The organism is Micromonospora sp. WMMD967, assembly GCF_029626165.1.
In the GTDB taxonomy this organism is placed as follows: domain Bacteria; phylum Actinomycetota; class Actinomycetes; order Mycobacteriales; family Micromonosporaceae; genus Micromonospora; species Micromonospora taraxaci.
Window position 1 is genome coordinate 6635627 of the sequence record NZ_JARUBK010000001.1, and the last position, 24830, is coordinate 6660456.

Sequence of the window (24830 nt, forward strand, 5' to 3'; positions counted from 1 at the left end):
TGGGCTACGTGACTTCGACCTGGGTGGAACCCTCCAACACGGCGACGGCTCTGCTGCTGCTCGGCCGGGGCAGCGACCCCGACACCGAGCGTGGCGTGGAGTGTCCGGGCGACCTGCCGGCGCCCAGCGACCCGGATCTGGTGGCTCGCGCCACGGCCGCGAAGGCGAAGCTGGGCAGCAAGGTCTTCGTGCTGGGGCACCACTACCAGCGCGACGAAGTGATCCAGTTCGCGGACGTGACCGGCGACTCGTTCAAGTTGGCCCGGGAGGCCGCCGCCCGTCCGGACGCGGAGTACATCGTCTTCTGCGGCGTGCACTTCATGGCCGAGAGCGCCGACATCCTCACCACCGACGCGCAGCGGGTGATCCTGCCCGATCTGGCCGCCGGCTGTTCGATGGCGGACATGGCCGTCCTCGGCCAGGTCGAGGCCGCCTGGGACACGCTGACCGAGCTGGGCATCGCCGGCGAGACGGTGCCGGTGACGTACATGAACTCGTCGGCCGACATCAAGGGCTTCGTCGGCCGCAACGGTGGCGTGGTCTGCACCTCCTCCAACGCCAAGCGCGCCCTGGACTGGGCGTTCGAGCAGGGGTCGAAGGTGCTCTTCCTGCCCGACCAGCACCTGGGCCGCAACACGGCGGTGCTGGAGATGGGCCTGTCGCTGGACGACTGCGTGCTCTACGACCCGCACAAGCCGAACGGCGGGCTCACCCCGGAGCAGCTGCGGGACGCCAAGATGATCCTCTGGCGGGGGCACTGCTCGGTGCACGGTCGGTTCACGCTGGACAGCGTCAACGACGTGCGGGAGCGGGTGCCCGGGGTCAACGTCCTGGTCCACCCGGAGTGCCGGCACGAGGTCGTCACCGCCTCCGACTACGTGGGCTCGACCGAATACATCATCAAGACCATTGAGGCGGCTCCGGCCGGTTCGGCGTGGGCGCTCGGCACCGAGCTGAACCTGGTCCGCCGGCTCGCGCTGGCGCACCCGGACAAGCAGATCATGTTCCTGGACAAGGCCGTCTGCTACTGCTCGACGATGAACCGGATCGACCTGCCGCACCTGGTCTGGGCGCTGGAAGAGCTGGTCGCGGGCCGGGTCGTCAACCAGATCACGGTGGACGCGGACACGGCGCAGCACGCCCGGGCCGCGCTGGACAAGATGCTCGCCCTGCCCGGTTCGGACACCCCGCCACCGGCGGTGGCCTGATCACGATCCGTAGCGTTCTTGGTACGCAAAAGTGCCGGATCACCGATTAATGCCACACACGCCGATGTGACCGAGTCCTTTTTCGTCACCGAGGGCTATGCTGCCGGAGCGACGACACAAGCGGGCCGTTTCGACATGGCCGCATCCGGGGTAGCGACAACGTTCAGGCGCCCCACCATCAACACGGCAGCACCGACGCGCTGGAGGTTGCGTTGACCGACGACGTCCTGGTTGTGCACGGAGGCACTCCGCTCGAAGGGCGGATCCGCGTGCGCGGCGCGAAGAATCTGGTTTCGAAGGCGATGGTCGCCGCGCTTCTCGGCGACAGCCCGAGCCGGCTGTTCGACGTGCCGAAGATCCGTGACGTCGAGGTGGTCCGGGGTCTGCTCGGTCTGCACGGCGTCAAGGTCACCGACGGCACCGAGGACGGCGAGCTCGTCTTCGACCCGGCGAACGTGGAGAGCGCCAGCACCGACCAGATCAACGTGCACGCCGGGTCCAGCCGGATTCCGATCCTGTTCTGCGGTCCTCTGCTGCACCGGCTCGGGCACGCGTTCATCCCGGACCTGGGCGGCTGCCACATCGGCCCGCGCCCGATCGACTTCCACCTCCAGGCGCTGCGCGAGTTCGGCGCCACTGTCGACAAGCGGCCGGAGGGTCTGCACCTGTCCGCGCCGAACGGGCTGCACGGCACCAAGTTCGCCCTGCCGTACCCGAGCGTCGGCGCCACCGAGCAGGTGCTGCTGACCGCGGTGATGGCCGAGGGTGTCACCGAGCTGCGTAACGCGGCGGTGGAGCCGGAGATCATCGACCTGATCTGCATCCTGCAGAAGATGGGCGCGATCATCAAGGTCCACACCGACCGGGTGATCGAGATCCAGGGCGTGCCGAAGTTGCACGGCTACACCCACCGGCCCATCCCGGACCGGATCGAGGCGGCGAGCTGGGCGGCTGCCGCCCTGGCCACCCGCGGTCACGTCGAGGTGCTCGGCGCGCAGCAGGCCGACATGATGACCTTCCTGAACATCTTCCGGTCGGTCGGCGGCGAGTACGAGGTCACCGACGCGCGCGCGCCGAAGCTGGGCGACCCGGGCCAGGAGGGCGGCATCCGCTTCTGGCACCCCGGCGGCGAGCTGAACGCCGTGGCGCTGGAGACCGACGTGCACCCCGGCTTCATGACCGACTGGCAGCAGCCGCTGGTCGTGGCGCTCACCCAGGCCCGTGGCCTGTCGATCGTCCACGAGACGGTCTACGAGCAGCGGCTGGGCTACACCGACGCGCTCAACTCGATGGGCGCCAACATCCAGGTCTACCGGGACTGCCTCGGCGGCACCCCGTGCCGTTTCGGCCGCCGTAACTTCAAGCACTCCGCGGTGATCGCCGGGCCGAGCAAGCTGCACGCCGCCGACCTGGTCATCCCGGACCTGCGCGCCGGGTTCAGCCACCTGATCGCGGCACTCGCCGCCGAGGGCACCTCCCGGGTGTACGGCGTCGACCTGATCAACCGGGGCTACGAGGACTTCGAGGCGAAGCTCGCCGACCTGGGCGCGCACGCCGAACGTCCGTAACGTCCACCACCTCCCGATCACGACGACGGCTCCAGCTCGGCGCGTCCGGGCTGGAGCCGTCGTCGGTCCACCCGCGATGTGCACCGGGCGCGAACCGTTGGCTACCCTTGCCGCGTGCCGTCGCTCTTTCGCCGCAAGTCCACCGACCTCGTCGACGAGGCCGTCACCTCGGTGACCCCCGAGGAGACCGCCGAGCGTCCCCGGGGTTACACCCCTGCCAAGGGTCGGGAGACTCCGAAGCGGCCGACCGTCGGTCGCCGCCCGGCCGGCCCCAGCCGCCCCCTCACCAAGGAGGAGGAGCGGGAGCGTCGCCGTCAGTTGCGCGCCGAGGCCGCATCGGAGTTCCGCCGCGAGGGCGGCCCGCGCGACCGTGGCCCGGAGCGGCTGCTGGCCCGCAACGTGGTCGACTCCCGGCGTACCGTCGGCACCTGGTTCTTCGGCGGCGCGCTGATCGTGCTGATCGGGTCGAACGCGGCCATGCCGGCGCCGGTCCGTCTGATCTCCAACCTGCTCTGGGGCGCGTTGGCGCTGGGTGTGGTCGTCGACTCGGTGCTGATCTGTCGCAAGATCGGCAAGCTGGTCCGGGAGCGCTTCCCGAAGACCGACCAGCGGATGGGGTCGCTCTACCTCTACGCGGTCATGCGGTCGATCACGTTCCGGCGGATGCGCGCTCCGGCCCCGCAGGTCAAGCTCGGCGACAAGGTCTGACCCGACTCCCCCACGTACCGTCACGATCCCCGAACTGCTGCCTCGCGATCCGCGAGGCAGCAGTTTCGCTCTGGTGGGCCGGCCCTGCCGCTCCTTCCCGGTCCTGCCGGGGCAGGGCGGCTGTTCGCTGTAGCGTACGAAGAGTTCCCCAGGCTGAACGTGCGCCCCGAACGCTCGACGCAATGGAGTGACGGCATGGCTCCGGAACCCGCGGCCCCGCTGGCCACGATCGCCGCAGCCCTGCGTCGGGAGCGGGAACGGGTAGGCATTTCGGTGACCGAGCTGGCCCACCGAGCAGGCGTGTCGACGTCCACCGTCTCCCAACTGGAGGCGGGCACCGGCAACCCGAGCGTGGAGACGCTCTGGGCTCTGGGCGTGGCACTCGGCGTACCGTTCAGTCGGCTGGTGGAGCCCGACGACCTCGACGTACGGGTGGTCCGGGCCGGAGACGGGCCGCACGTCCGCTCGGAGCAGGCCGACTTCACCGGCACGCTGCTCAGCGCGGGCACCGCGCACCTGCGGCGGGACGTCTACCTGATCGAGCTGGAACCGGGCGCCGTCCGAACCGCGGACGCGCACACCCCGCGCAGCGTCGAACACGTGGTGGTGGCCGCCGGCCGACTGCGGGCGGGCCCGGAGACGGCGCCTGTCGAACTCGACCCCGGCGACTACGCCACGTTTCCCGGTGACGCCCCGCACAGCTACGAGGCACTCGCGCCCGGCACCTTCGCGGTCCTCATCATGGAGCACCCCTGACCGGAGACGGATCCCACCCGGGTCGGATGGCCGTGGGGTGCGGTATGGTCGAAGACCAGATTCGGTTATAGGACCAAATGTCCGAAACCAATGGGATAACGTTTGCGCCCATCGGCAGCACCACAGTGGCGGTGAGCGAGTCCACGCCGTTACCCTCCATCCGCAGCCACGGGCTGCCGGAACGGGCGACCTGACCCGGCACGCGAGGCCCCAGCGCGACAATTTGCAACGAGGTGACAACGCCGTGAGCGAGCGGACGCGAGCCGGCCACCGGAGCGTGGCAGGCGGCGACCGGACGCCCGGGGTTCACTCGGTCGTGGCTGCCCACAGCTCACCTCCGTCGAGGGTCGGCCGAGTGCTCGGATACGGCGACGGGCTCGACGGATGAACGGCCGTTACGACGACCGGTGGCCGGACCCCAACGAACCGTCCTGGGTGGTCGAACCGACGACCGAGTGGCACCCCCAGTTCCCCGGCCAGCGCTACCCGGGCGACATCGGTGCGCTCCACCAGCCGCCGTCGCGCGGTCGTGCGACGGTGACCGGCCGAGCCGAGGTCCCACCGCTGGCCCCGACCCGCCCCGACGGCACGTACCTCGGCCGGTCCTGGGCCGACGAACCGCCCGCGGAGCCGCCACCCACCAGGTCCTGGGTGGACGAGGACGCGGGCGAGACACCGACCTACGGTCGACCCCGGGGCGACCTCGACGGGGCCACCTACGGCCGCCCCGACACCAGCGACTCCCGCACCTACGACCACGAGCCGTACCGCCGGCCACTACCGGAGCCACCCCGGCGCGACGACCGTCGCTCGCCCGACACGGACCGGCGTACCGCCTGGTCCGACCGACGCCCCGCCGACGAGCGGGGACCGGCACGGGAGGCCGCCTGGCACCGGGACCAGCCCGCCTCCGAGCGGTACGACGGTCGGCGTGCGCGACCGGAACCCGCCGACCGGGACCGGGGATACCTCGGCACACCGCCGGTGTCCCCGGCGCCGCGGTCCGACGTCGGCTGGATGCCCGAGCCGGACGACCCGGCTCGTCGCCGAGGCACGCACGACCGCCCGGCCGCCGGCTACGAGCGGCACCCCGGCGACGGGTACGGCGAACGGCCCGCCCGTGACCGCAACGGCCGCACCGCCGATGATCGACCCGCCGACGGCGCCGACCGGTGGGCGTCGGTGGACGGCCGCGCGCGGTACCGCGCCGACGGGTACCCGGACCGGACCGTGGACGACGGCCGTCGGCCGGAGCGGCACTACCGGGCGGACGAGGCGGCCGAGGCGGCCCGTACGCCCAACGGTGGACGACGGCACCGGCCCGAGCCGGACATGCCGGAACAGCCCCGCCGCGACGACGACCGGCGTCGGCCCGACACCGACCCACACCGGCAGCAGCCCCGTGAGGCCGTCGCGCGCGCCGAGGCGTACCCGGAGTGGCGTTCCCGCGAGGAGGCCCGCCCGGACGCCTACCGCGAGGACGGGTACCGCGACAACGGACGCCGCGACGACGGGCACCGCGAAAACGCACGCCGCGACGACGGGCACCAGGAGAACGGTTACCGCGAGCCTCGGCCCGGCCAGCGGCCCGACGGCAGCCTGCCCTGGCCGCCACCGGGCCCGGTTCGTCCGGACCGCACACGCGAGCAGAGCCACCGCACCGAGCCGTACCGCACGGCGGAGCCGCACCGCACCACGCACCCGAACCGAGGCGAGGAGCCGGCCAGGCCGTCGCGGCCGGAGCGGCCACCGGCCCGCCCGGACGAGCGACAGCCGACCGCCCCCTCCCGGTACGACGAGCGGCCGGTGCGTCCCGCCGCGACGGCGCCAGCGACACCGGCCCCACCGGGCCGTGCCACACCCGTTCCGCCGGTCACCCCGGAGCGACAGGTGTCGCCGGCGCCCGTATCCCCCGCACCCATCTCCTCGACGGCGCCCGTCTCCCCCGCCGCGCCCGGCCGGGACCGTCCGGTGTCGGCCGCCCCGGTGTCCCCGGCCAGCGATGTTCCCGTCTCGGGTCCGCCTGCCGCACGCCTGCGGTTGGAGTACCTGCCCGCGCCGGTGGATCCGCCGCACGTCGACGAACGGCCGGACGTCCCGCCGACACCCGAGCGACGGACGACGACCGGACCGGCGGCGGCTGACCGGCCGCATCCGACACCGCCGCCGCGTTACCTCGGCCCGGACGTCGGCGACCGCCCGGTCGAGCGGCGCGGCCAGGAGCCGGGCCCGGATCGTCGACGGGCTGGCGATCTGGCGGGCGGGAGCACGCCGACCGATCGCCGCCCGGCCCCGCCGGACTTCACCCACTCCGCGGAACGCCCGCCGTCACCCGAACGCCCGTACTCGCCGGAACGGCCCGACTCGGCGCAGCGCTCACACGCGGCCGCACAGCCGGACTCGCCGCAGCGCCCGCACACCCAGGAGCGCCCGTACCCGCCGGAGCGGCGCGACTCGCGGCAGTGGCCGACCTCGCCGGAGCGGCCCGTCGCTCCGCACGGGCCGACAGCGGCGGAACGGCCAGCCCCGGCGGCGGACACCCGTCCGCCGGTCGCACCGCCGCCCGCCTGGCAGGTCCAGGACCCACCGGCCGGCCGACCCGCGCCGATTCCGACGGCGGCGGCCCAGAATTCCCCGGTGGAGGACGTCGAACTGACGCTTCCGCCGGCCCCCGGCACGCCGCGCCGCTACGTGCCCCCGCCGCCCTCGGAAGAGCCGGTGGCACCCCTTCGGGAGCCGGACGAGGTTCCGGGCACCCGCGGGCCGGACGCCTGGTTCAGCCCCGCTCAGCCGGCCGAGCCCGAGCAGAACCGGCCGTCGTCGGACCGGCGGTCGTCCGACGACGAGTCGACGGCCGACGACCTCGGCCTCGCCACCGCGTCGGACACGACGGACCGGGACATGTCGGCACCGACGTCCCCCGGCCATCCGACCGACGAGCCCACCGGCGGGTCGACCTCGACCGATGAACCCGGGCCGGTCTCCGCGCCGCCGGCCGAGCCGACCGCCGGCGGCGCACCCAGCTGGGCGGACGAATCCGCTGGCGACACACCGCCGCCCATCGAATGGGCCATGGCGGACGGCGACCGGCCGGTCTCCGGCGTACCCGCCGAGGTGACGCCGCACCACCAGCCCGCAGCCGACGCCGACCACGAGCAGGTCACGCCCGTCGAGGACGCCGACGCGGTCGAGCAGCGGCCGGTCGACGAGGTGGCCGCCCCGCACGAGTACCCGTGGGATGGTGTGGACGGCCCGAGCAGCACCGGACCGGCGGACGTCTGGCGACCCGAGACGACGGACGACGACCTGGACGAACCCGTCTCCGCGCCACCCGTCGCCGCGCCGCCCGCATCAGTCTCCGCACTCCCTGCGCCCACACAGCCGGCCGCCACAGCACCCGTCTCCGCGCCGCCCGCGCCGCCGACCTCGGTGGAACCCGTGTCCGCGCCACCCGCGCCGGCCTTAACAGCACCCGTGTCCGCGCCCCCGGTTCCCGTAGAACCCGTGTCCGCGCCACCCGCGCCGGCCTTCACGGCACCCGTCTCCGCACCGCCCGTCTCCCCCGCGCCCGTGCCGGCGACACCGGTCTCCGCACCGCCCGTCTCCGCACCGCCCGCGTCGGTGCTGCCGACCTCCGCACCACCCCTGCCGACGCCCACAGCACCCGTCTCCGCACCACCGGCCGCCGCGGAGCCGGTCTCGGCACCACCGGCTGCCGCAGAACCAGACTCGGCAGCCCCGGTTTCGGCACCGCCCGTCTCCGCACCGCCCATGTCCGTGGCGCCGACCTCCGCGCCACCCGTGCCGATCTCCGCGCCGCCTGCCACGGCCGTTCCCGGCCCCAGGAGCGGCGGGGACGACGCGCCGGTGTCCGCACCGCCCGTCGAGGCCGCTCCGGTGGCCGCCCGCCCATCGCTGGCCGACCCGGGTGACCCGGAGCAGGTCCTCGCGGCGTACCGCTGGCGGTTGGACCCGGTCACGCTGCGCGAGGAGTTGACGGAACCGGACGACCTGCGGGCCATCCGGCGACGACTGACCGAGAAGCTGGGTTCGGCGGTCGACAACCGCGCCCGCGCCCGGCTGCTCAGCCTCCGGGCGGTGACCTCGCGGATCCTGGGCGACCTGGACGACGCGCTGGCCGACGGTCGGCTGGCCCTCACCTACGCCGAGGCGACCGGCGAGTTGCGCCGGACCGCGCTGGCCCAGGCCCGGTTGGCCCACGTCCTGCGCTGGCGCGGCGACTTCGCCGAGGCCGACCAGCTCTTCGCCCAGGCCAACTCGGTCGAGCTACCCGACCGGCTGCGGGCCGCGCTGCACGAGCACGCCGGGCGGTCGTGTTACGACCAGGGACGGCTCATGGAGGCCTGCGAGCACTTCGAGGACGCGCTTGACCTGCGCGGCGCCGGCGACCCCGAACTGCTGGGGCGGATCCGGGTGGCGCTCGACGCGGTCAGCGTCCGGGCCTCGGCGGGTGGCTTCGGGCCGTACCCCCGGGGTCGTGACGAGGTGCTCGACCGCGACCGGCCCCCGCTGCCGGAGCGCGACGGGCAGCTGTGGGGTTACACCGGCCCGGACGGCGACCTTGTCGTCCCCGCCCGGTACGCCGAGGTGCAACCGTTCCACGACGGGCTGGCCTGGGTACGCCGTCCGGACACCGACCGGTGGTCGCTGATCAACCTGCTGGGTACGACGGTGATCCCGCCGTCCTTCCGGGCGGCGCACCCGTTCAGCGACGGGTTGGCCTGGGTGGTCGGCGACGGCGGCTGGACCGCGATCGACGCGACCGGCACGGTGCAGGTGGCACCCAACTTCGCCGAGGTACGGCCGTTCCGCCGTGGGTTGGCCGCGGTCCGGCGCGAGGGGTGGGGGGCGGTCGACCGGACCGGCCGGATCGTCGTGCCCACGCGCTACCACGGGTTCGTCACCGAGTTGGCCGACGGCCAGCAGGTCGACGGTTTCACCGAGGAGGGCCTCGCGGTTGTCGACGTGGCCGGACGGCGCGGCGTGGTGGACCGCACCGGCACGGTGCTCGTTCCCCCGGCGCATCCGACGCTGGTCATCCACCCGGTGGCGTTCCTGATCGCAAACGAGACCGGGCGGTGGGGTGCGCTGGACCGGCGCGGCGCGGCACTGATCGATCCGGTGCACCGCGACCGCGCGGAGGTGCTGGCAGAGATCGACCGGCTACTCATCGACGCCAATCCCGTGCTGTGAGTGGCCGGTCGACGTTGGTGATCTAGCGGAGTTAGGGTCGGTACATGGAATTCCGACACCTGGGCCGTTCCGGCCTGCTGGTCAGCGAAATCTCGTACGGCAACTGGATCACCCACGGTTCCCAGGTCGAGGAGGACGCCGCGTTCGCCTGCGTCCGCGCCGCCCTCGACGCGGGAATCACCACCTTCGACACCGCCGACGTGTACGCCGGCACCCGGGCCGAGGACGTGCTCGGCCGGGCGTTGCAGAACGAGCGCCGCGAGGGGCTGGAGATCTTCACGAAGGTCTACTGGCCGACCGGGCCGGGCCGCAACGACCGTGGCCTGTCCCGCAAGCACATCATGGAGTCGATCAACGGCTCGCTGCGCCGGCTGCGCACCGACTACGTGGACCTCTACCAGGCCCACCGGTACGACTACAGCACCCCGCTGGAAGAGACGATGGAGGCGTTCGCCGACGTCGTGCACTCCGGCAAGGCGCACTACATCGGCGTCTCCGAGTGGACCGCCGAGCAGCTGCGCGCCGCCCACCCGCTCGCCCGGGAGCTGCACATCCCGCTGGTCTCCAACCAACCCCAGTACTCGATGCTGTGGCGGGTCATCGAGACCGAGGTCGTGCCGGCCAGCGAGGAGCTGGGCATCGGGCAGATCGTCTGGTCGCCGATGGCGCAGGGTGTGCTCTCCGGCAAGTACCTGCCGGGTCAGCCGCCGCCGGCCGGTTCCCGCGCCACCGACGAGAAGTCCGGCGCGGGCTTCATCTCCCGGTTCATGAACGACGACGTGCTCACCCGGGTGCAGCGGCTCAAGCCCCTCGCGGAGCAGGCCGGGCTCAGCATGGCCCAGCTCGCGGTGGCGTGGGTCCTGCAGAACCCGAACGTCTCGTCGGCGATCATCGGCGCGTCCCGCCCCGAGCAGGTGCACGACAACGTGAAGGCGGCCGGGGTGAAGCTCGACGCCGAGCTGCTCAAGGCGATCGACGAGATCGTCGAGCCGGTCACCGAGCGGGACCCGGCGAAGACCGAGTCCCCCGCGCAGCGTCCCTGACGCCGTACCGGCCCGGCTGGCGCGAATCGTCGCGCCGGCCGGGCCGGGTCAGCTCAGCTCAGCTTCGAACCGGCCCGGGTCAGGTCAGCTCTGCCAGAAGCGGATCAGGTCCAGGCCGGTGGCGTAGAGCCACGACGGCAGACCGAGCAGGTCACCGACCGCGAAGACCGCGTCGAAGAACCAGCCGCCGATACGCGGGTTCCACAGCAGCGCGAAGAGCAGGATGAAGCCGTACGGGGCGAACAGGTCGTACATCCTGCGCCACTGCGGGTTGAGCCACGGCTGGATCATGTTGCCGCCGTCCAGACCGGGCACCGGCAGCAGGTTGAGCACGCTGGCGGTGAGCTGGAGGAAGGCGAGCAACGCCACCCCGGCCCAGAACTCCACCGGGCCACCCGACTGGGTGCCCAGTCGTACCGCCACCACCAGCACCAGCATGAACAGCACGTTGGTCGCCGGGCCGGCGAGGCTGACCAGCGTGTGCCGCAGTCGACCCGGGATGGAGTGCCGGTCCACCCAGACCGCGCCGCCGGGCAGGCCGATGCCGCCGAGCAGCAACACCACCACCGGCAGCACGATCGACAGCAGTGGGTGGGTGTACTTCAACGGGTTGAGCGTCAGGTAGCCCCGGTGGGCGATGTCCCGGTCGCCGGCCCGGTAGGCCACCACCGCGTGGGCGTACTCGTGCAGGCACAGCGACACCAGCCAGCCGGACACCACGAAGAGGAACACGTTGAACCGGGCGTTGCCGTAACCGTTCCAGGCCAGCACCCCGCTGACCGCGAAGAGGGCGACCAGGCCGAGGAAGATCGGGCTGGGCCGGAACGCCGCCTTGGGCACGCCGAGGACCAGCCCGTCGGTGCCCGGCCGGTCGTAGGCCATCACTCGGCCGTGGGCAGCAGGCTCATCCGGTATTCCACCCGGTCGTCCTCGACGAGCGCGACCGAGGTGACGCCGGACGTCGCGAGTTCCCGCCAGGTCTGACCGATCCAGGATTCGGCGTCGGCCTGGCTGCCGAACGACTCCGCCGGTCCCTCGACCGTCTGACCGTCCGTGCCCTCGTACCGCCAGCTCCACGCCATGCCGCGTCTCCCCTCGCCGCTGAAGTCCCCGTGGGACGAACCCCCGCCAGCGTAGTCGGCCCGGCGCGCAACGGCCCCTCGCTGCCCCCGCCAGGACCCGGCAGGTGGATCAATTCGATCGAGCGCGACCGGTACGGTGGCCCGGTGTTGACTCGGGGAGTGCTGCTCGGCGACCGGTACCGGCTGGGCGAGCGGGTGGCGACGGGCGGGATGGGCGCGGTCTGGCGCGGCACGGACGTGCTGCTGGAACGCGAGGTGGCGGTGAAGGTGCTGCTGCCGTCGCTGGTCGCCGATCAGGAGTTCACCGCCCGGTTCCGGGCCGAGGCGCGGATGCTGGCGGCGCTGCGGCACCCCGGCGTGGTTCCGGTGCACGACGTGGGGCAGGCCGTCCTCGCCGACGGCAGCCAGGTCGACTACCTGGTGATGGAGTACGTCGAGGGTGAACCGTTGTCCGCCCGGGTACGCGCGGCGGGGCGGTTGGACGCCGCCACCGCCATGTCGGTGCTGGCCCAGGCCGCCGACGCGCTGCACACCGCGCACCTCGCCGGCATCGTGCACCGGGACGTGAAGCCGGGCAACCTCCTGGTGAAGGCCGACGGCACCGTGGTGCTGGTCGACTTCGGCATCGCCCGGTCCCGCGACATGGCCGGGCTGACCGCCGCGAACATGGTGCTCGGCACCGCCTCGTACATGTCCCCGGAGCAGGCCACCGGGCAGCCCGTCTCGGCCGCCACCGACGTCTACGCGCTCGGCGCGGTGGCGTACTTCTGCCTGGCCGGGCAGCCGCCGTTCCACGGCGACAACCCGCTCGCGGTGGCGTTGCGGCACACCCAGGAGGAGCCTCCCCCACTGCCGCCGGGCACCCCGCCGGCGGTCGTCGCCGTGGTGGCTCGCGCGCTGGGCAAGCGGCCCGAGGACCGGTTCGGCAGCGCTGCCGAGCTGGCGGCGGCCGCCGCCGACGCCCGCGACTCGACGCTGGCGAGCATCCCGGTCTCGGCCCGCCCACCGTGGGCGTTGGCCGCTCCCACCCCGGGGGTCCCTGCTGCCGCCTCGCCTGCCATCCCGGCCCTCGCGCCGCCGGCCGGCCCGGCCCCCGCCACTCCCGCCGGCTTGGCTTCCGGATCGCCGGACAGCCTGGCTGCCGGATCGCCGGTCGGCCTGGGCTCCGGGTCGCCGGGCAGCCTGGCTGCCGGATCGTCGGCCGCGGCGACGCCGCCCGCCGGGTCGGTGTCGGCGGGGCCCGCCGCTCTACGCCCACCGGCGGCCGTCGCGGTCGAAGCGACGACTGAGCCGAAGCCGACCCGGGAGGACGCGATCGGGGTCGGGCCGGTGAGCCGACGCCGTCCACTGCTGGTCGGGGCCGGTGCTGTCGTCCTCGTCGCGCTTGTCGTCGCGGTGGCCGTGGTGGCGCTCCGGCCCGAGACGAAGCCGGGGTCCGCGGACCAGCCACCCGTGCTGGCCGGCGAGTCCGCCGCGGGCAGCGGCGCACAGCTGCCGCCCGGGCAGGCGACCACGACCGGGCCCCGACCCAGCGGTACGCCGGGCGCCACCCGCACCGCGACGGCCGAGCCGACCGGATCCCCGGCCGACGCGACGGCCAGCGGCGGGCCGAGCCGGACCGTCGGCGCGCCGGGCGCCACGCCGACCGGTACGACCAGCAGCCGACCGACGCCCAGCCGCACCCCGTCCGGCCGGCCCAACCCGTACACCGCGGCGCAGGCGTGCGGCAGCGGCTACCAGGTGATCGACTCGGCGACGCTGACCGGTACCGACGGGCAGCGCAAGGGCCGGGTCTTCCTGACGTACCACTCGGGCACCGGCACCAACTGCGTGGTCACCCTCAAGGACACCGCGGTCGGGACGAAGTCGGCGGCGTCCGCGTACCTGGAGGTGCAGGGGCGGGCCCGGAGCACCGACAGCGGGTCCTTCGACTACTACGCCGGACCGGTGAAGGCCAGTGCCGCCGGGACGTGCGTGAAGTGGGGCGGCGCGACCGGCGGGGCCAGCTACGGCAGCGGCTTCGAACACTGCGACTGATCATCGCCGCCCGCGCCGGAGGCGCGCGACCTCGCGTGAGTTGGCAGGGTAGATCTTGGACACTTTCCGTTACGCGCTAACGGTAAGTGTCCAAGATTGCCAGCGGCGGCGGGTGAAGCGGCCCGGGGTCGCCCCGCGTGCCGGGAAGGAAAATGGACGCTTTCCCGCAATGGTTGCGGAACGGGCTTTGATCTTCGGCAGGGTTGGGGCGACGTGCCCAGCCCCGATGGATGAGAACTAAGGTACGGGCATGTCCGTACAGGGGTGGAACACGGTCCTGGTGCTCGGCGGTATCCGGTCTGGCAAGTCCGAGTTCGCCGAGTCCCTGGTCACCGACGCGCCGGTGGTCCGCTATGTCGCCACCGCGCCCGAGGGCGACCCGGAGGACACCGAGTGGGCGACCCGGTTGGCGGCGCACCGCGCCCGCCGGCCGGGCAGTTGGACCACCGAGGAGACCACCGAGGACCCACGCCGGTTGGCCGACGTGCTCGCGTCCGCGGAGCCCAACGAGACGCTGCTCGTCGACGACCTGGGCGGCTGGGTGACGGTGCTGCTCGACCCGGACCACCAGCCCGCCGACGACGTGGCGACGATCGCCGAGCTGGCCGACGCGCTGCGCGCCTGCTCGGCGCGGGTGGTGCTGGTGAGCCCCGAGGTGGGGCTGTCGCTGGTGCCGACCACCCCGCTGGGGCGGGCGTTCACCGACGCGTTGGGCGCGGCCAACCGCGCGGTCGCGGACGCCTGCGACGCGGTGGTGCTGGTCGTCGCCGGCCAGCCGGTCTGGCTGAAGCCCGCCGCCGCACCGGCGGCCTCCGCCAGCACTGCCGCACCGGCGGCCTCCGCCAGCACCGCCGCACCGGCGGCCTCCGCCAGCACCGCCGCATTGGCGGAAACGGCCGCACCGGCCACCGCACCGGTCGTGGCGACCCTGGCCGACGCCGAGGGCATCCCCGAGGTGCAACTGCCCGACGTGTTGACCCACACGCCGCCGCCCGCACCCAACCAGGAGCCGGGCAACCCCTGGGCCGCGCCCACCATGGCGCTGCCGATGGTGGCCACCGGGCTGGTCATTCAGCCGGGCATGGAGCTTCCGATGCCCGACGAGTACGCGGGCCCGCAGGCGGTGGACCGGCTGGCCACGCTGGACGTACCGGGCGCCGGGCTGGGCGTGCTGGACCGGGTGGTCGGGTTCGCCGCCGCCACCCAGGGCACCCCGACCCCGCAGGCGTGGGGCTCGGTGCGGGTGCTGCTGCTGCACGGCGACCACGCCGGCGGAGGGTCGGCCGGCGCCGTCGCCGGTGAGTCGGCGCGCCGGGCCGCGCAGGCCCGCGCCGGCCAGGGCGTGTTGGCGCGGTTGGCCGCCGAGAACGGCGCGAGCCTGCAGGTGGTCGACGTCCCTGCGTCCGCGGCGATGGAGACCGAGCCGGCGTTGACGCTCGACCAGGTCGAGTCCGCGCTGCGCTACGGCTGGCGGTTGGCCGAACAGGCGGCCGACGCCGGCGTACAGCTGCTGGTCCTGGGGGCTTGCGGAGCCGGCACCGAGGCGGCGGCCGCGGCGGTGCTCGCGGCGACCGCCGGCGCGGAGCCGCCGACCGTGCTGGGCCGGGTGATCACCGACACCGGCGAGATCGACGACGCGGCGTGGATGGTCCGCTGCGCGGCCGTGCGCGACGCCCTGCACCGCACCCGCCGCTCGTCGCGCGGCGCGAAGGACATCCTTGCCGAGTTGGGCGGCGGCGACGTGGCGGTGGCCACCGGTGTGCTGCTCGGTGCCACCGCCCGCCGGGTGCCGGTGCTGCTCGACGGGCCGGTCGGCGTGGCCGCCGGCATGGTCAGCCGCGACCTGGCCGGGCAGGCACGGCACTGGTGCCTGCTCGCCGACCACGGAGGGCACCCGGCGGTACGGCTCGCCGCCGACGTGTTGGGTCTCACCCCGCTGCTCGACCTGCGGCTGGATCTGGGCGAGGGCGCCAACGCGCTGGTCGCGCTGCCGCTGCTGCGTTCGGTGCTGGCGTTGTCCGCCGCGCTGCCGGTGCACCCGTCACTCGGAGGCGGCGACGAGCCGACCCCGACCGGCGGAGCGGTCCCGACCATCGACGAGCCGAGCTACCTCGACACGGGCAACAGCGACCCGGACGGCACCGAGCCCGACTTCGCCGAGCCGGAACCGGCCGGCCCGGGTCCGGCCAGCACCGGGGTGGACGACCAGCCGGCGTCGGGCTGGCGTGCCGGCTGAGTCGCGGCTCCTCGCCGGAGCCCGACTGGCGGTCACCACGTTCACCACGGTGCCGGTGCGGGCCGGACGGATCGACCGCCCGGTCGCCGGCACCGCGATGGCCCTCGCGCCGGCGGTCGGCGCGCTGCTCGGCGCGCTGCTGGCCGGGGTGCTGCTGCTGAGCGGCGCGTTCGCTCCACCACTGGTGGCCGCCGGTGTGACGGTCGGCGCCGCCGCGCTGCTCACCCGAGGGTTGCACCTGGACGGGCTCGCCGACACCGTGGACGCGCTCGGCTCGTACCGGCGGGGCGCAGCCGCCCTGGAGATCATGAAGAAGCCGGACGTCGGCCCGTTCGGAGTGGTCGCCCTGGTGGTCGTACTCCTGGTGCAGGCGGCGGCGCTCGCCGACCTGGCCGGACGGTCCTGGCCGGCGTGCGTCGCGGCGGTGGTCACGGCGACCGCCGCCGGACGGTTCGGCGCCACGGTGGCCTGCCGGCGGGGCGTTCCGGCGGCCCGGCCGGACGGGCTCGGCGCGCTCGTGGCCGGCACCGTCGGCCCGGTCGCCCTGGCCGTCGGCGCGGTCGCCGTCGCGCTGCTGGCGGTGCCCGCCGTGCCCGACCGCCCGTGGCAGGGGCCGCTGGCCGTCGTCGCCGCGCTCGCCGTCGCGGCGCCGCTGCTGGCACACGTGGTACGCCGGCTCGGTGGGATCACCGGCGACGTCCTCGGCGCGACGGTCGAGGTGGTCACCACGCTGGTCTACCTGGGTCTGGTGCTGTCCGGCTGAACCGGGCACGACCGGCCGGGTAGCGTTCGGCTCGACAGCACCGGCACGGCCACCGGGGGAACCCCATGCTCATCACTGACGACTTCCTGCCCGTACCGGTGCCGGAGTCGCTCAGCGCGACCTACCTGGTGCCGATGACGGGGCTGCCGAAGGTCAGCGCGAAGACCGCGGTGGCGGCGCTGACCGGCCGACTGGCCGAGCCGGTGCACGGGTTGGCCCGGCAGATGCTCGACAGCCCGCTGATGAGCGTCGACACCCGGCCGATCAGCGAGTTCCCGGAGCTGCCGCCGGACCTGCTCACCGCGTTCGGCGCCACCGAGGAACAGTTGGCCCGGCTGGCCGCCGCTACCCACCTGGTGGTCGTCCAGGCCGAGTACCGGCCGGGTTGGCCGCCCGCGCACGAGTGGGCGGCCCGCGCGGTAGCGGCCGCCGTGGCGGAATCCTACGACGGCGACGTGGTGGACGTCTTCGGTCTGCAGTTCCTCGACCCGGCGACCGCGTTGCGCTCGCTCCCCGACGAGCAGGGCCGGATCCGGCTGGTCGACTGGGTGCTGGTGCCGTACTCGTCCGACACCGAGGGGCTGTGGTTCACCACCAAGGGCCTGCGGCGCTTCGGGTTGCTGGAGTTGCAGACCCAGGGGGTTCCGGACCACCTCACCCGCGCCTGGGGTGCGGTGATGACCGGAGCGGCCCGCCGCCTGCTGCGGGACTGGACCGACGGGCTCACCGGCGAGGAGGTTCCGGCGTTCGTGCAGTTGCCGGTGCTCGCCACCGTCACCGGGCACGACATCGCCGTGGCGTACGGCAACCCGGAACAGCACGGCGCGACAGCACCGGTGCTGCTGCGCCTGGAGCTGGACCCGGCGACCGACCCGGAGGCCGACTCGTTCCTCAGCCTGCGCCCGCCGGCCGGTCACCCGGGCCCGGACGGGCGCTACTACGCGGCCGCCTGCGCGACCCTGTTCTCCGGGATCCAGCCGGACGTGCGCTACGCCCGGTCGGGTGACGCGATGAGTCAGGCGGTCGCCACCGCCCGCGCCGCGCTGGGTGACGCGCGCGCCCGGTTCGTCGCCGGACAACTGCCCGCGGAGTCGCAGTTGGTGGTCAAGTACGGCCTGCCGGGCGACGACGGCCCGGAGTACGTCTGGGCGGGCGTGACGTCCTGGGAGGCGCCGGAGCGGATCGTCGGCGTGAGCGCCAGCGACGCCGCCACCGACGAAAGCGTTCGGATCGGCGCACCCGTGGTGGTGGAGGCGACCGACGTCGTCGACTGGGCGGTCCTGGACGCCACCGGCGTCATCCAGGGCGGCTGGACCCAGGCGGTCCTGGACTCCGGCGAACCCCCCACCCCCTGACCGGTTGCCCAGTGATCAAGAGGTTCGCGTCAGAATCCCGTCTGAATCTGACGCAAAGCTCTTGATCACCGGGGCAGGGGCAGGGGTTTAGCGCACTGAGGGGGTTACGAAGGGGGGCTTGGTCAGGGTCAGGGGCGCTCGGCGGCCCCGGATGTCGATCTCGACCTCGTCGCCGTCGGTCAGGTTGGCGTCGGTGTCCACGAGGGCCAGTGCGATGCCCTGCTTCCTCGTCGGGCTGAAGGTGCCACTGGTCACCTCGCCGACCTGCCGGTCGCCGACGTGCAGGGTCATTCCCGGACGCGGAATGGCCCGGTCGACGGCCACCAGGCCGCGCAGCGTACGCCGGGGGCCGGCGGCCTTCTCGGCGAGCAGCGCGTCGCGGCCCCAGAAGGCCGGCTTGCCCCAACCGACCGCCCAGCCGGAGCGGGCCTGCACCGGGCTGATGTCCAGGGAGAGATCCTGCCCGTGGAGCGGGTAGCCCATCTCGGTACGCAGTGTGTCCCGCGCGGCCAGGCCGCAGGCGCGCAGCTCGAACGCGGCACCGGCGGCGAACAGCGCGTCCCAGACGGCCACCGCGTGCTCGGCCGGCACCACCAGCTCGTAGCCCAGCTCGCCCGTGTAGCCGGTGCGGCAGACGGTCAACTCCACCCCGGCCAGGCTCGCGGCGGAGAAGCTCATGTAGCCATGCTCGGTGGGCAGACCGAGGGCGGCCAGCAGCTCCGCCGAGCGGGGGCCCTGCACGGCCAGCACGGCGTACGCCTCGTGCTCGTCGGTGACGGTGACCTGCGCGGGCGCGGCGGCGCGCAACCGGCGCACCACCTCGGCGGTGTTCGCGGCGTTCGGGATGAGGAAGACGTGGTCGTCGGCGTACAGGTAGGCGATGATGTCGTCCACCACGCCGCCGGTGGCGTCGTCGCAGCAGAGCGTGTACTGCGCCCGCCCGGGGCCGATCCGGCCCAGGTCGTTGCTGAGGCAGGCGTTGACGAAGTCGGCCGCTCCGGGCCCGGTCACCCGGGCCTTGCCCAGGTGCGACACGTCGAAGACCCCGACCGCCGTCCGGACCGCTGTGTGCTCCTTGAGCACGCCACCGCCGGCGTACTCCAGCGGCATCTCCCAACCGCCGAAGGGTGCGAACTTGGCGCCGGCGGCGGTGTGCCGCTCGTGCAGCGGGGAACGTCGCAGCCGGGTCGCGGCGGCGGCGGAGGTCACGTCGGTCATGGGTGGCAACTTACCGGGGACAACGTGGCTGGTTAGCATCGGCGGGAGCCCGCTGACGCTGTCGGCGGGACAACCATCACGTCCGGCGGGTAGGTTCCGCCGGAGACCTTCACCGCCGGTACGCGACGCCGCGACCGGCCCGGCCCGCCCGGAGTAGCTTCAGTGACATCACCCCGCACCACCAACCTGAGCCTGGTCGACACCGACCCGGCCGAGCTCGCCGTCGACGCGATCGTCATCGGCCTGCACAGCCAGACCGGAGAGCAGGACGCCACCAGCGGCCTCGCCGGCACCCTGCTGCTCGCCAGTGGCGCGGAGAGCATCGCCGCCGCGTTCGACGGCAAGCTGACCGAGACCCTCGCGCTGCTCGGCGCGACGGGCGGGCCGGGTGAGGTCGTCAAGCTGGCCACGTTGGGCACCGTGACCGCCCCGCTGGTCGTCGCGGTCGGGCTCGGTCCGGAGCCGTCGGGCGCCGCCCCGGCCCCGGAGACGCTGCGTCGGGCCGCCGGCGCGGCGGTGCGGGCCCTGGCCGGCGCGCCGAAGGTCGCCCTGGCCCTGCCGCTGCCGGACGACGCGGACGCGACGGCGGAGCTGCGCGCGGTCGCCGAGGGCGCGCTGCTCGGCGGGTACCGGTTCGCCGGTTACAAGACCCGTCCCCAGCCGACCCGGCGGGAGCCGGTGGCCGAGGTGCTCATCGCGGTGCCGGACGCCGGCGACGCGGGCGCCCGGGCGGAGGTCACCCGGGCCGAGGCGGTGGCGGGCGCGGTCCGCACCAGCCGGGACTGGGTGAACACCGCGCCGAACGAGCTGCGTCCGCCGTCGTTCGCCGACGCGGTCGCCGACGCCGCCCGTGCGGCGGGTCTCGACGTCGAGGTGCTGGACGAGGCGGCGCTCGTCGCCGGCGGGTACGGCGGCATCGTCGCGGTCGGGCAGGGCTCGGAGGCTCCGCCGCGGCTGGTGAAGCTCACCTACACCCCGCAGAGCGGTGGCAACGGCAAGCGGGTCGCGCTGGTCGGCAAGGGCATCACCTTCGACACCGGCGGCATCTCGATCAAGCCGGCGCAGGGCATGTGGGAGATGAAGTCCGACATGGCGGGTGCCGCCGCGGTCGGCGCGGCCATGCTGGCGATCGCCGCGCTGAAGCCGTCGGTGGCGGTCAGCGCCTACCTGCCGATGGCCGAGAACATGCCGTCGGGCACCAGCTACCGCCCGGGCGACGTGATCACGATGTTCAACGGCAAGCGGGTCGAGGTGCTCAACACCGACGCCGAGGGCCGCATGGTGCTGGGCGACGCCATGGCCCGCGCCTGCGCCGACGGCACCGACTACCTGTTCGAGACCTCCACCCTCACCGGTGGTCAGGTCATCGCGCTGGGTAAGCGGATGGCCGGCGTGATGGGCACCCCGGAGCTGTGCGAGCGGGTCCAGACGGTCGGGGACGCAGTCGGCGAGCCGGCCTGGCCGATGCCGCTGCCGGATGACGTACGCAAGGGCATGGAGTCCGACGTGGCGGACATCTCGCAGGTCAACGCCGGGATGGACCGGGCCGGTCACATGCTGCAGGGCGGCGTGTTCCTGCGCGAGTTCGTCACCGACGACGTGGCCTGGGCGCACATCGACATCGCCGGGCCGGGCTACCACTCCGGTGAGCCGACCGGCTACTGGACCAAGGGCGGCACCGGCGTCCCGGTCCGTACCCTGGTGCAGCTCGTCGAGGACGTCGCCGCCAACGGCTGACGGACCCGACAGCGAGGGCCCCCGGTCGACGCCGGGGGCCCTCGCTGTCAGTAGAGCTCGGGGCGACGTTTGCGGCGCTCGTTGAAGTCGCGCATTCGCTGCGGGTAGCCCATCAGTCGCACGTCGTAGACCGGGATGCCCATCCGGTACGCGAAGCGCCGCGCGCCGTCCGGGCCGTCGATGCGCCGACGGGTCCACTCTCCGTCGTCGGCGATCAGGATGACGGTGGTCTCGGTCACCGTCGTCCTGGGCTCGATGAACGCCTCGACGCCGCGTCGACTCCGGATGAAGTTCTCGAGATGGTCCAGATCGCCGCGGTCGGCGGCACGGTCATGGCTCGGCACAGCCGTCTGTTTGCGGCGCCGGAACAACCCCACCGGTTCTCTCCCCCAGCTGTATGTCATCGACAACGGTGCCAAGGGTACGTGTCGATGACGTGTCGTTGGGCACCTCGGTACGCACCCTGTGCCCAGTGGTGACAAGATGACCGAGGTGGGGTGTGTCCGTGTTACAACCCCGTGACCCCCGATGCAGCGACGCGACCTGGGAGTTGGACGTGAGCGAGCCGAACGAAGCGACCTTCGACATCGTCATTCTCGGAGGTGGCAGCGGCGGCTACGCGACCGCGCTGCGCGCCGTCCAGCTGGGCCTGAAGGTCGCGCTGGTCGAGAAGGGCAAGCTCGGCGGCACCTGCCTGCACAACGGCTGTATCCCGACGAAGGCCCTGCTGCACGCGGCGGAGATCGCCGACCAGGCTCGCGAGTCGGAGCAGTTCGGCGTGAAGGCCGAGCTGATCGGCATCGACATGGCCGGGGTCAACTCGTACAAGGACGGCGTGATCGCCCGCCTGTACAAGGGCCTGCAGGGCATGTTGAAGGGCAACAAGTCGATCACCATCGTCGAGGGCCACGGCAAGCTGGTCGACAAGAACGTGGTCGAGGTGGACGGCAAGCGTTACACCGGCCGCAACATCGTGCTGGCCTCCGGCTCGTACGCGAAGAGCCTGCCCGGCCTGGACGTCGACGGCGAGCGGATCATCACCAGTGACCACGCGCTCGTCATGGACCGAGTGCCGTCGTCGGTGATCGTGCTCGGTGGCGGCGTGATCGGCGTCGAGTTCGCGAGCGTGTGGAAGTCCTTCGGTGTGGACGTGACGATCGTCGAGGCGCTGCCCCGGCTGGTCGCCGCCGAGGACGAGGAGTCGTCGAAGGCGCTGGAGCGGGCCTTCCGCAAGCGGAAGATCAACTTCAAGGTCGGCAAGCCGTTCGAGAAGGTCGAGAAGACCGACAGCGGCGTCAAGCTCACCATCCAGGGCGGCGAGACCGTCGAGGCCGAGCTGTTGCTGGTCGCCGTCGGTCGCGGCCCGAACACCGCCGACCTCGGGTACGAGGAGCAGGGCGTCAAGATGGACCGCGGCTACGTGCTGACCGACGAGCGGCTGCGCACCAGCGTGCCGAACGTCTACGCGGTCGGCGACATCGTGCCCGGCCTCCAGCTCGCGCACCGTGGCTTCCAGCAGGGCATCTTCGTGGCCGAGGAGATCGCCGGGCAGACTCCCGCCGTGATCGACGAGGTGGGCATCCCGCGTGTCACCTACTGCGACCCGGAGTTGGCGTCGGTGGGCCTGACCGAGGCGAAGGCCAAGGAGCAGTACGGCGCCGACAAGGTCAAGTCGTACAACTACAACCTGGGCGGCAACGGCAAGAGCCAGATCCTCAAGACCACCGGCTTCGTGAAGCTGGTCCGGGTGGAGGACGGCCCGGTCGTCGGCGTACACATGGTCGGCGCCCGGGTCGGTGAGCTGATCGGTGAGGCTCAGCTCATCTACAACTGGGAGGCCTACCCGGCCGAGGTCGCCCAGCTCGTGCACGCCCACCCGACCCAGAACGAGGCCCTGGGCGAGGCGCACCTGGCCCTCGCCGGCAAGCCGCTGCACGCGCACGCCTGACAATCAACCGCGGCGTCCGGCGACGGGCGAAGATCCCACCAGGGGAATGAAGGAGTCTCAGAAAATGCCGGTATCGGTCACCATGCCCCGGCTCGGCGAGAGCGTCACCGAGGGCACCGTCACGCGCTGGCTCAAGCAGGAGGGCGACACGGTCGAGGTCGACGAGCCCCTGCTCGAGGTCTCGACCGACAAGGTCGACACCGAGATCCCGTCGCCCGCGGCGGGCGTGCTGAGCCGGATCGTGGTCGGCGAGGACGAGACCGCCGAGGTCGGCAGCGAACTCGCTGTCATCGCCGGTGAGGGCGAGTCCGCCGGCGGCGGCGAGGCCGCCCCGCAGGAGCAGGCGCCGGCCGAGGCGGTCGAGCCGGCCACCGAGCCGACGGCCGCCGCCGAGGGCACCGCCGACCAGGTCGTCCAGGACGACGTGACCGAGGACGCGCCGGCTCCGGCCGCCGCCTCGTCGGGCGAGGGCACCGCGGTGAAGATGCCGGCCCTGGGCGAGAGCGTCACCGAGGGCACCGTCACCCGCTGGCTCAAGCAGGTCGGCGAGACCATCGAGGTCGACGAGCCGCTGCTGGAGGTCTCCACCGACAAGGTGGACACCGAGATCCCGTCGCCGGTCGCCGGCACGGTGCTGGAGATCAAGGTCGCCGAGGACGAGACGGCCGCTGTCGGCGCCGACCTGGCGGTCATCGGCGCGGCCGGCGGGGCTCCCGCGCAGGCGAAGCCCGAGTCGAAGCCCGAGCCCCAGGCGGAGGCCAAGCCGGCGCCGAAGGCCGAGCCGAAGCCGGAGCCGAAGGTCCAGGAGCCGACGCCGGGCATGTCGTACAACGAGCCGGCCGCGGAGACGGAGAGCTCGGCGCAGCCGGCGAAGACCGAGCAGGCCGCGCAGCCCGCCGCGCCGACCTCGACGCCGCCGCGTCCGTCCGCCCCCGCTCAGGGTGGTGGCGAGGAGGCAGCCGGGTACGTCACCCCGCTGGTGCGCAAGCTCGCCGCCGAGCACGGTGTGGACCTGTCCGCGCTCAACGGCACCGGCGTCGGTGGCCGGATCCGCAAGCAGGACGTGCTGGAGGCTGCCGAGAAGGCGAAGGCCGCTCCCGCCGCCGCGCCGGCCGCCGCTCCTTCGGCGGCCCCGGCCAAGCCGGCCGTCAAGCCGGAGCCCAGCGCGAAGCGGGGCACCACGGAGAAGCTGCCGCGGATCCGGGCGACCATCGCCAAGCGGATGCAGCAGTCGCTGCACGAGACGGCGCAGCTGACCACCGTCGTCGAGGTCGACGTCACCAAGGTCGCCAAGCTGCGGACGAAGGCCAAGGACTCGTTCCAGGCCAAGCACGGCGTGAAGCTGTCCTTCCTGCCGTTCTTCGCCCTCGCCGCCATCGAGGCGCTGCAGACCCACCCGATCATCCAGGCCAGCATGGACCTGGAGGGTGGCACGATCACCTACCCGGCTGCCGAGCACCTCGGCATCGCCGTGGACACCGAGCGCGGTCTGCTCGTGCCGGTCATCCACAACGCCGGTGACCTCAACATGGGCGGCATCGCCAAGCGGATCGCCGACCTGGCCGAGCGCACCCGGGCCAACAAGATCACCCCGGACGAGATGGCCGGGGCGACCTTCACGCTGACCAACACCGGCAGCCGGGGTGCGCTCTTCGACACCCCGATCGTGCCGTCGCCGCAGTCGGCGATGCTCGGCACGGGTGCCGTGGTGAAGCGTCCGGTCGTGGTCAACGACCCGGAGCTGGGCGAGGTCATCGCGGTCCGGTCGATGGTCTACCTGGCCATGTCGTACGACCACCGCCTGATCGACGGCGCCGACGCGGCCCGCTTCCTGACCGCGGTCAAGGAGCGGCTTGAGGGCGGCAACTTCGAGTCGGAGCTGGGCCTGGCCTGATCCACCCGCACGAACGCCGAGAGGGCGCCCCGGTCGACGACCGGGGCGCCCTCTCCCGTCTCC

General features: G+C 73.2%; 17 protein-coding genes. 13 read left to right on the plus strand and 4 right to left on the minus strand.

Annotation, left to right across the window (positions count from 1 at the left end; translation table 11 throughout):
- Positions 1-8: 8 nt before the first annotated feature.
- From nadA to O7631_RS29805, 6 genes are all read left to right on the plus strand, one after another.
- Positions 9-1208, plus strand: a complete 1200-nt coding sequence (nadA, locus tag O7631_RS29780) for a quinolinate synthase NadA (protein WP_278147297.1) — start codon at positions 9-11, stop codon at positions 1206-1208.
- Positions 1209-1420: 212 nt separating this feature from the next.
- Positions 1421-2776: a UDP-N-acetylglucosamine 1-carboxyvinyltransferase gene (gene murA, locus O7631_RS29785; protein WP_145779648.1), complete on the plus strand. Its 1356-nt coding sequence runs from the start codon at positions 1421-1423 to the stop codon at positions 2774-2776.
- 114 nt (positions 2777-2890) lie between these two features.
- Positions 2891-3484 carry a DUF3043 domain-containing protein gene (locus O7631_RS29790; RefSeq protein WP_269683010.1) on the plus strand — a complete coding sequence of 198 codons (594 nt, stop codon included), beginning with the start codon at positions 2891-2893 and terminating at the stop codon, positions 3482-3484.
- 195 nt (positions 3485-3679) lie between these two features.
- Positions 3680-4240, plus strand: a complete 561-nt coding sequence (locus tag O7631_RS29795; RefSeq protein ID WP_278147299.1) for an XRE family transcriptional regulator — start codon at positions 3680-3682, stop codon at positions 4238-4240.
- Between the two features lie 384 nt (positions 4241-4624).
- Positions 4625-9454 (plus strand): WG repeat-containing protein, encoded by a 4830-nt coding sequence (locus O7631_RS29800; protein ID WP_278147300.1) that lies wholly within the window; start codon positions 4625-4627, stop codon positions 9452-9454.
- Positions 9455-9498: 44 nt separating this feature from the next.
- Positions 9499-10497 (plus strand): aldo/keto reductase family protein, encoded by a 999-nt coding sequence (locus O7631_RS29805; protein WP_278147301.1) that lies wholly within the window; start codon positions 9499-9501, stop codon positions 10495-10497.
- An 84-nt stretch (positions 10498-10581) separates the two neighbouring features.
- Here O7631_RS29805 and O7631_RS29810 read toward each other — a convergent pair whose 3' ends face one another.
- A complete protein-coding gene (locus tag O7631_RS29810; protein ID WP_278147302.1) occupies positions 10582-11379 on the minus strand; it encodes a site-2 protease family protein in 798 nt (265 codons plus the stop codon).
- Positions 11379-11579, minus strand: a complete 201-nt coding sequence (locus O7631_RS29815; protein WP_088988327.1) for a hypothetical protein — start codon at positions 11577-11579, stop codon at positions 11379-11381. The genes O7631_RS29810 and O7631_RS29815 overlap by 1 nt, the downstream gene beginning before the upstream one ends.
- Before the next feature lie 144 nt (positions 11580-11723).
- Here O7631_RS29815 and O7631_RS33300 point away from each other — a divergent pair, with 144 nt between their 5' ends.
- The 4 genes from O7631_RS33300 to O7631_RS29835 all read left to right on the plus strand — a co-directional run bounded on the left by O7631_RS33300 (position 11724) and on the right by O7631_RS29835 (position 17970).
- Positions 11724-13616, plus strand: a complete 1893-nt coding sequence (locus O7631_RS33300) for a protein kinase (RefSeq protein ID WP_347403528.1) — start codon at positions 11724-11726, stop codon at positions 13614-13616.
- 250 nt (positions 13617-13866) lie between these two features.
- The gene (locus tag O7631_RS29825) at positions 13867-15852 is read left to right on the plus strand and encodes a bifunctional adenosylcobinamide kinase/adenosylcobinamide-phosphate guanylyltransferase (protein WP_278147303.1); all 1986 of its coding nucleotides are present in this window, start codon (positions 13867-13869) and stop codon (positions 15850-15852) included.
- Positions 15842-16615, plus strand: a complete 774-nt coding sequence (locus tag O7631_RS29830) for an adenosylcobinamide-GDP ribazoletransferase (protein WP_278147304.1) — start codon at positions 15842-15844, stop codon at positions 16613-16615. Before O7631_RS29825 ends, O7631_RS29830 begins: the two co-directional genes overlap by 11 nt.
- A gap of 65 nt (positions 16616-16680) precedes the next feature.
- The gene (locus tag O7631_RS29835; protein ID WP_278147305.1) at positions 16681-17970 is read left to right on the plus strand and encodes a DUF2314 domain-containing protein; all 1290 of its coding nucleotides are present in this window, start codon (positions 16681-16683) and stop codon (positions 17968-17970) included.
- Positions 17971-18057: 87 nt separating this feature from the next.
- On the opposite strand, the gene gcvT is transcribed toward O7631_RS29835, so the two are convergent.
- Positions 18058-19188: a glycine cleavage system aminomethyltransferase GcvT gene (gcvT, locus tag O7631_RS29840; RefSeq protein ID WP_278147306.1), complete on the minus strand. Its 1131-nt coding sequence runs from the start codon at positions 19186-19188 to the stop codon at positions 18058-18060.
- A 162-nt stretch (positions 19189-19350) separates the two neighbouring features.
- Between gcvT and O7631_RS29845 the strand changes: the two genes are divergently transcribed.
- Positions 19351-20925, plus strand: a complete 1575-nt coding sequence (locus O7631_RS29845; protein ID WP_278147307.1) for a leucyl aminopeptidase — start codon at positions 19351-19353, stop codon at positions 20923-20925.
- A 47-nt stretch (positions 20926-20972) separates the two neighbouring features.
- Here O7631_RS29845 and O7631_RS29850 read toward each other — a convergent pair whose 3' ends face one another.
- On the minus strand, positions 20973-21302 hold the full coding sequence (locus O7631_RS29850) for a hypothetical protein (RefSeq protein WP_269683001.1): 330 nt from the start codon (positions 21300-21302) through the stop codon (positions 20973-20975).
- Between the two features lie 179 nt (positions 21303-21481).
- Here O7631_RS29850 and lpdA point away from each other — a divergent pair, with 179 nt between their 5' ends.
- Positions 21482-22873, plus strand: coding sequence for a dihydrolipoyl dehydrogenase (gene lpdA, locus O7631_RS29855; RefSeq protein WP_278147308.1), 1392 nt, complete (start codon positions 21482-21484; stop codon positions 22871-22873).
- A 64-nt stretch (positions 22874-22937) separates the two neighbouring features.
- On the plus strand, positions 22938-24767 hold the full coding sequence (gene sucB / locus O7631_RS29860) for a 2-oxoglutarate dehydrogenase, E2 component, dihydrolipoamide succinyltransferase (protein ID WP_278147309.1): 1830 nt from the start codon (positions 22938-22940) through the stop codon (positions 24765-24767).
- Positions 24768-24830: the final 63 nt, after the last annotated feature.

What these genes read in the sequence shown, in the direction of transcription:
- O7631_RS29810 (WP_278147302.1), bottom strand. Translation starts at nt 11,379, where the DNA reads ATGGCCTACGACCGGCCGGGCACCGACGGGCTGGTCCTCGGCGTGCCC.
- sucB (WP_278147309.1), top strand. Translation starts at nt 22,938, where the DNA reads ATGCCGGTATCGGTCACCATGCCCCGGCTCGGCGAGAGCGTCACCGAG.
- O7631_RS29825 (WP_278147303.1), top strand. Translation starts at nt 13,867, where the DNA reads ATGTCCGTACAGGGGTGGAACACGGTCCTGGTGCTCGGCGGTATCCGG.
- gcvT (WP_278147306.1), bottom strand. Translation starts at nt 19,188, where the DNA reads ATGACCGACGTGACCTCCGCCGCCGCCGCGACCCGGCTGCGACGTTCC.
- O7631_RS29795 (WP_278147299.1), top strand. Translation starts at nt 3,680, where the DNA reads ATGGCTCCGGAACCCGCGGCCCCGCTGGCCACGATCGCCGCAGCCCTG.
- O7631_RS29835 (WP_278147305.1), top strand. Translation starts at nt 16,681, where the DNA reads ATGCTCATCACTGACGACTTCCTGCCCGTACCGGTGCCGGAGTCGCTC.
- O7631_RS29815 (WP_088988327.1), bottom strand. Translation starts at nt 11,579, where the DNA reads ATGGCGTGGAGCTGGCGGTACGAGGGCACGGACGGTCAGACGGTCGAG.
- O7631_RS29800 (WP_278147300.1), top strand. Translation starts at nt 4,625, where the DNA reads ATGAACGGCCGTTACGACGACCGGTGGCCGGACCCCAACGAACCGTCC.
- O7631_RS29805 (WP_278147301.1), top strand. Translation starts at nt 9,499, where the DNA reads ATGGAATTCCGACACCTGGGCCGTTCCGGCCTGCTGGTCAGCGAAATC.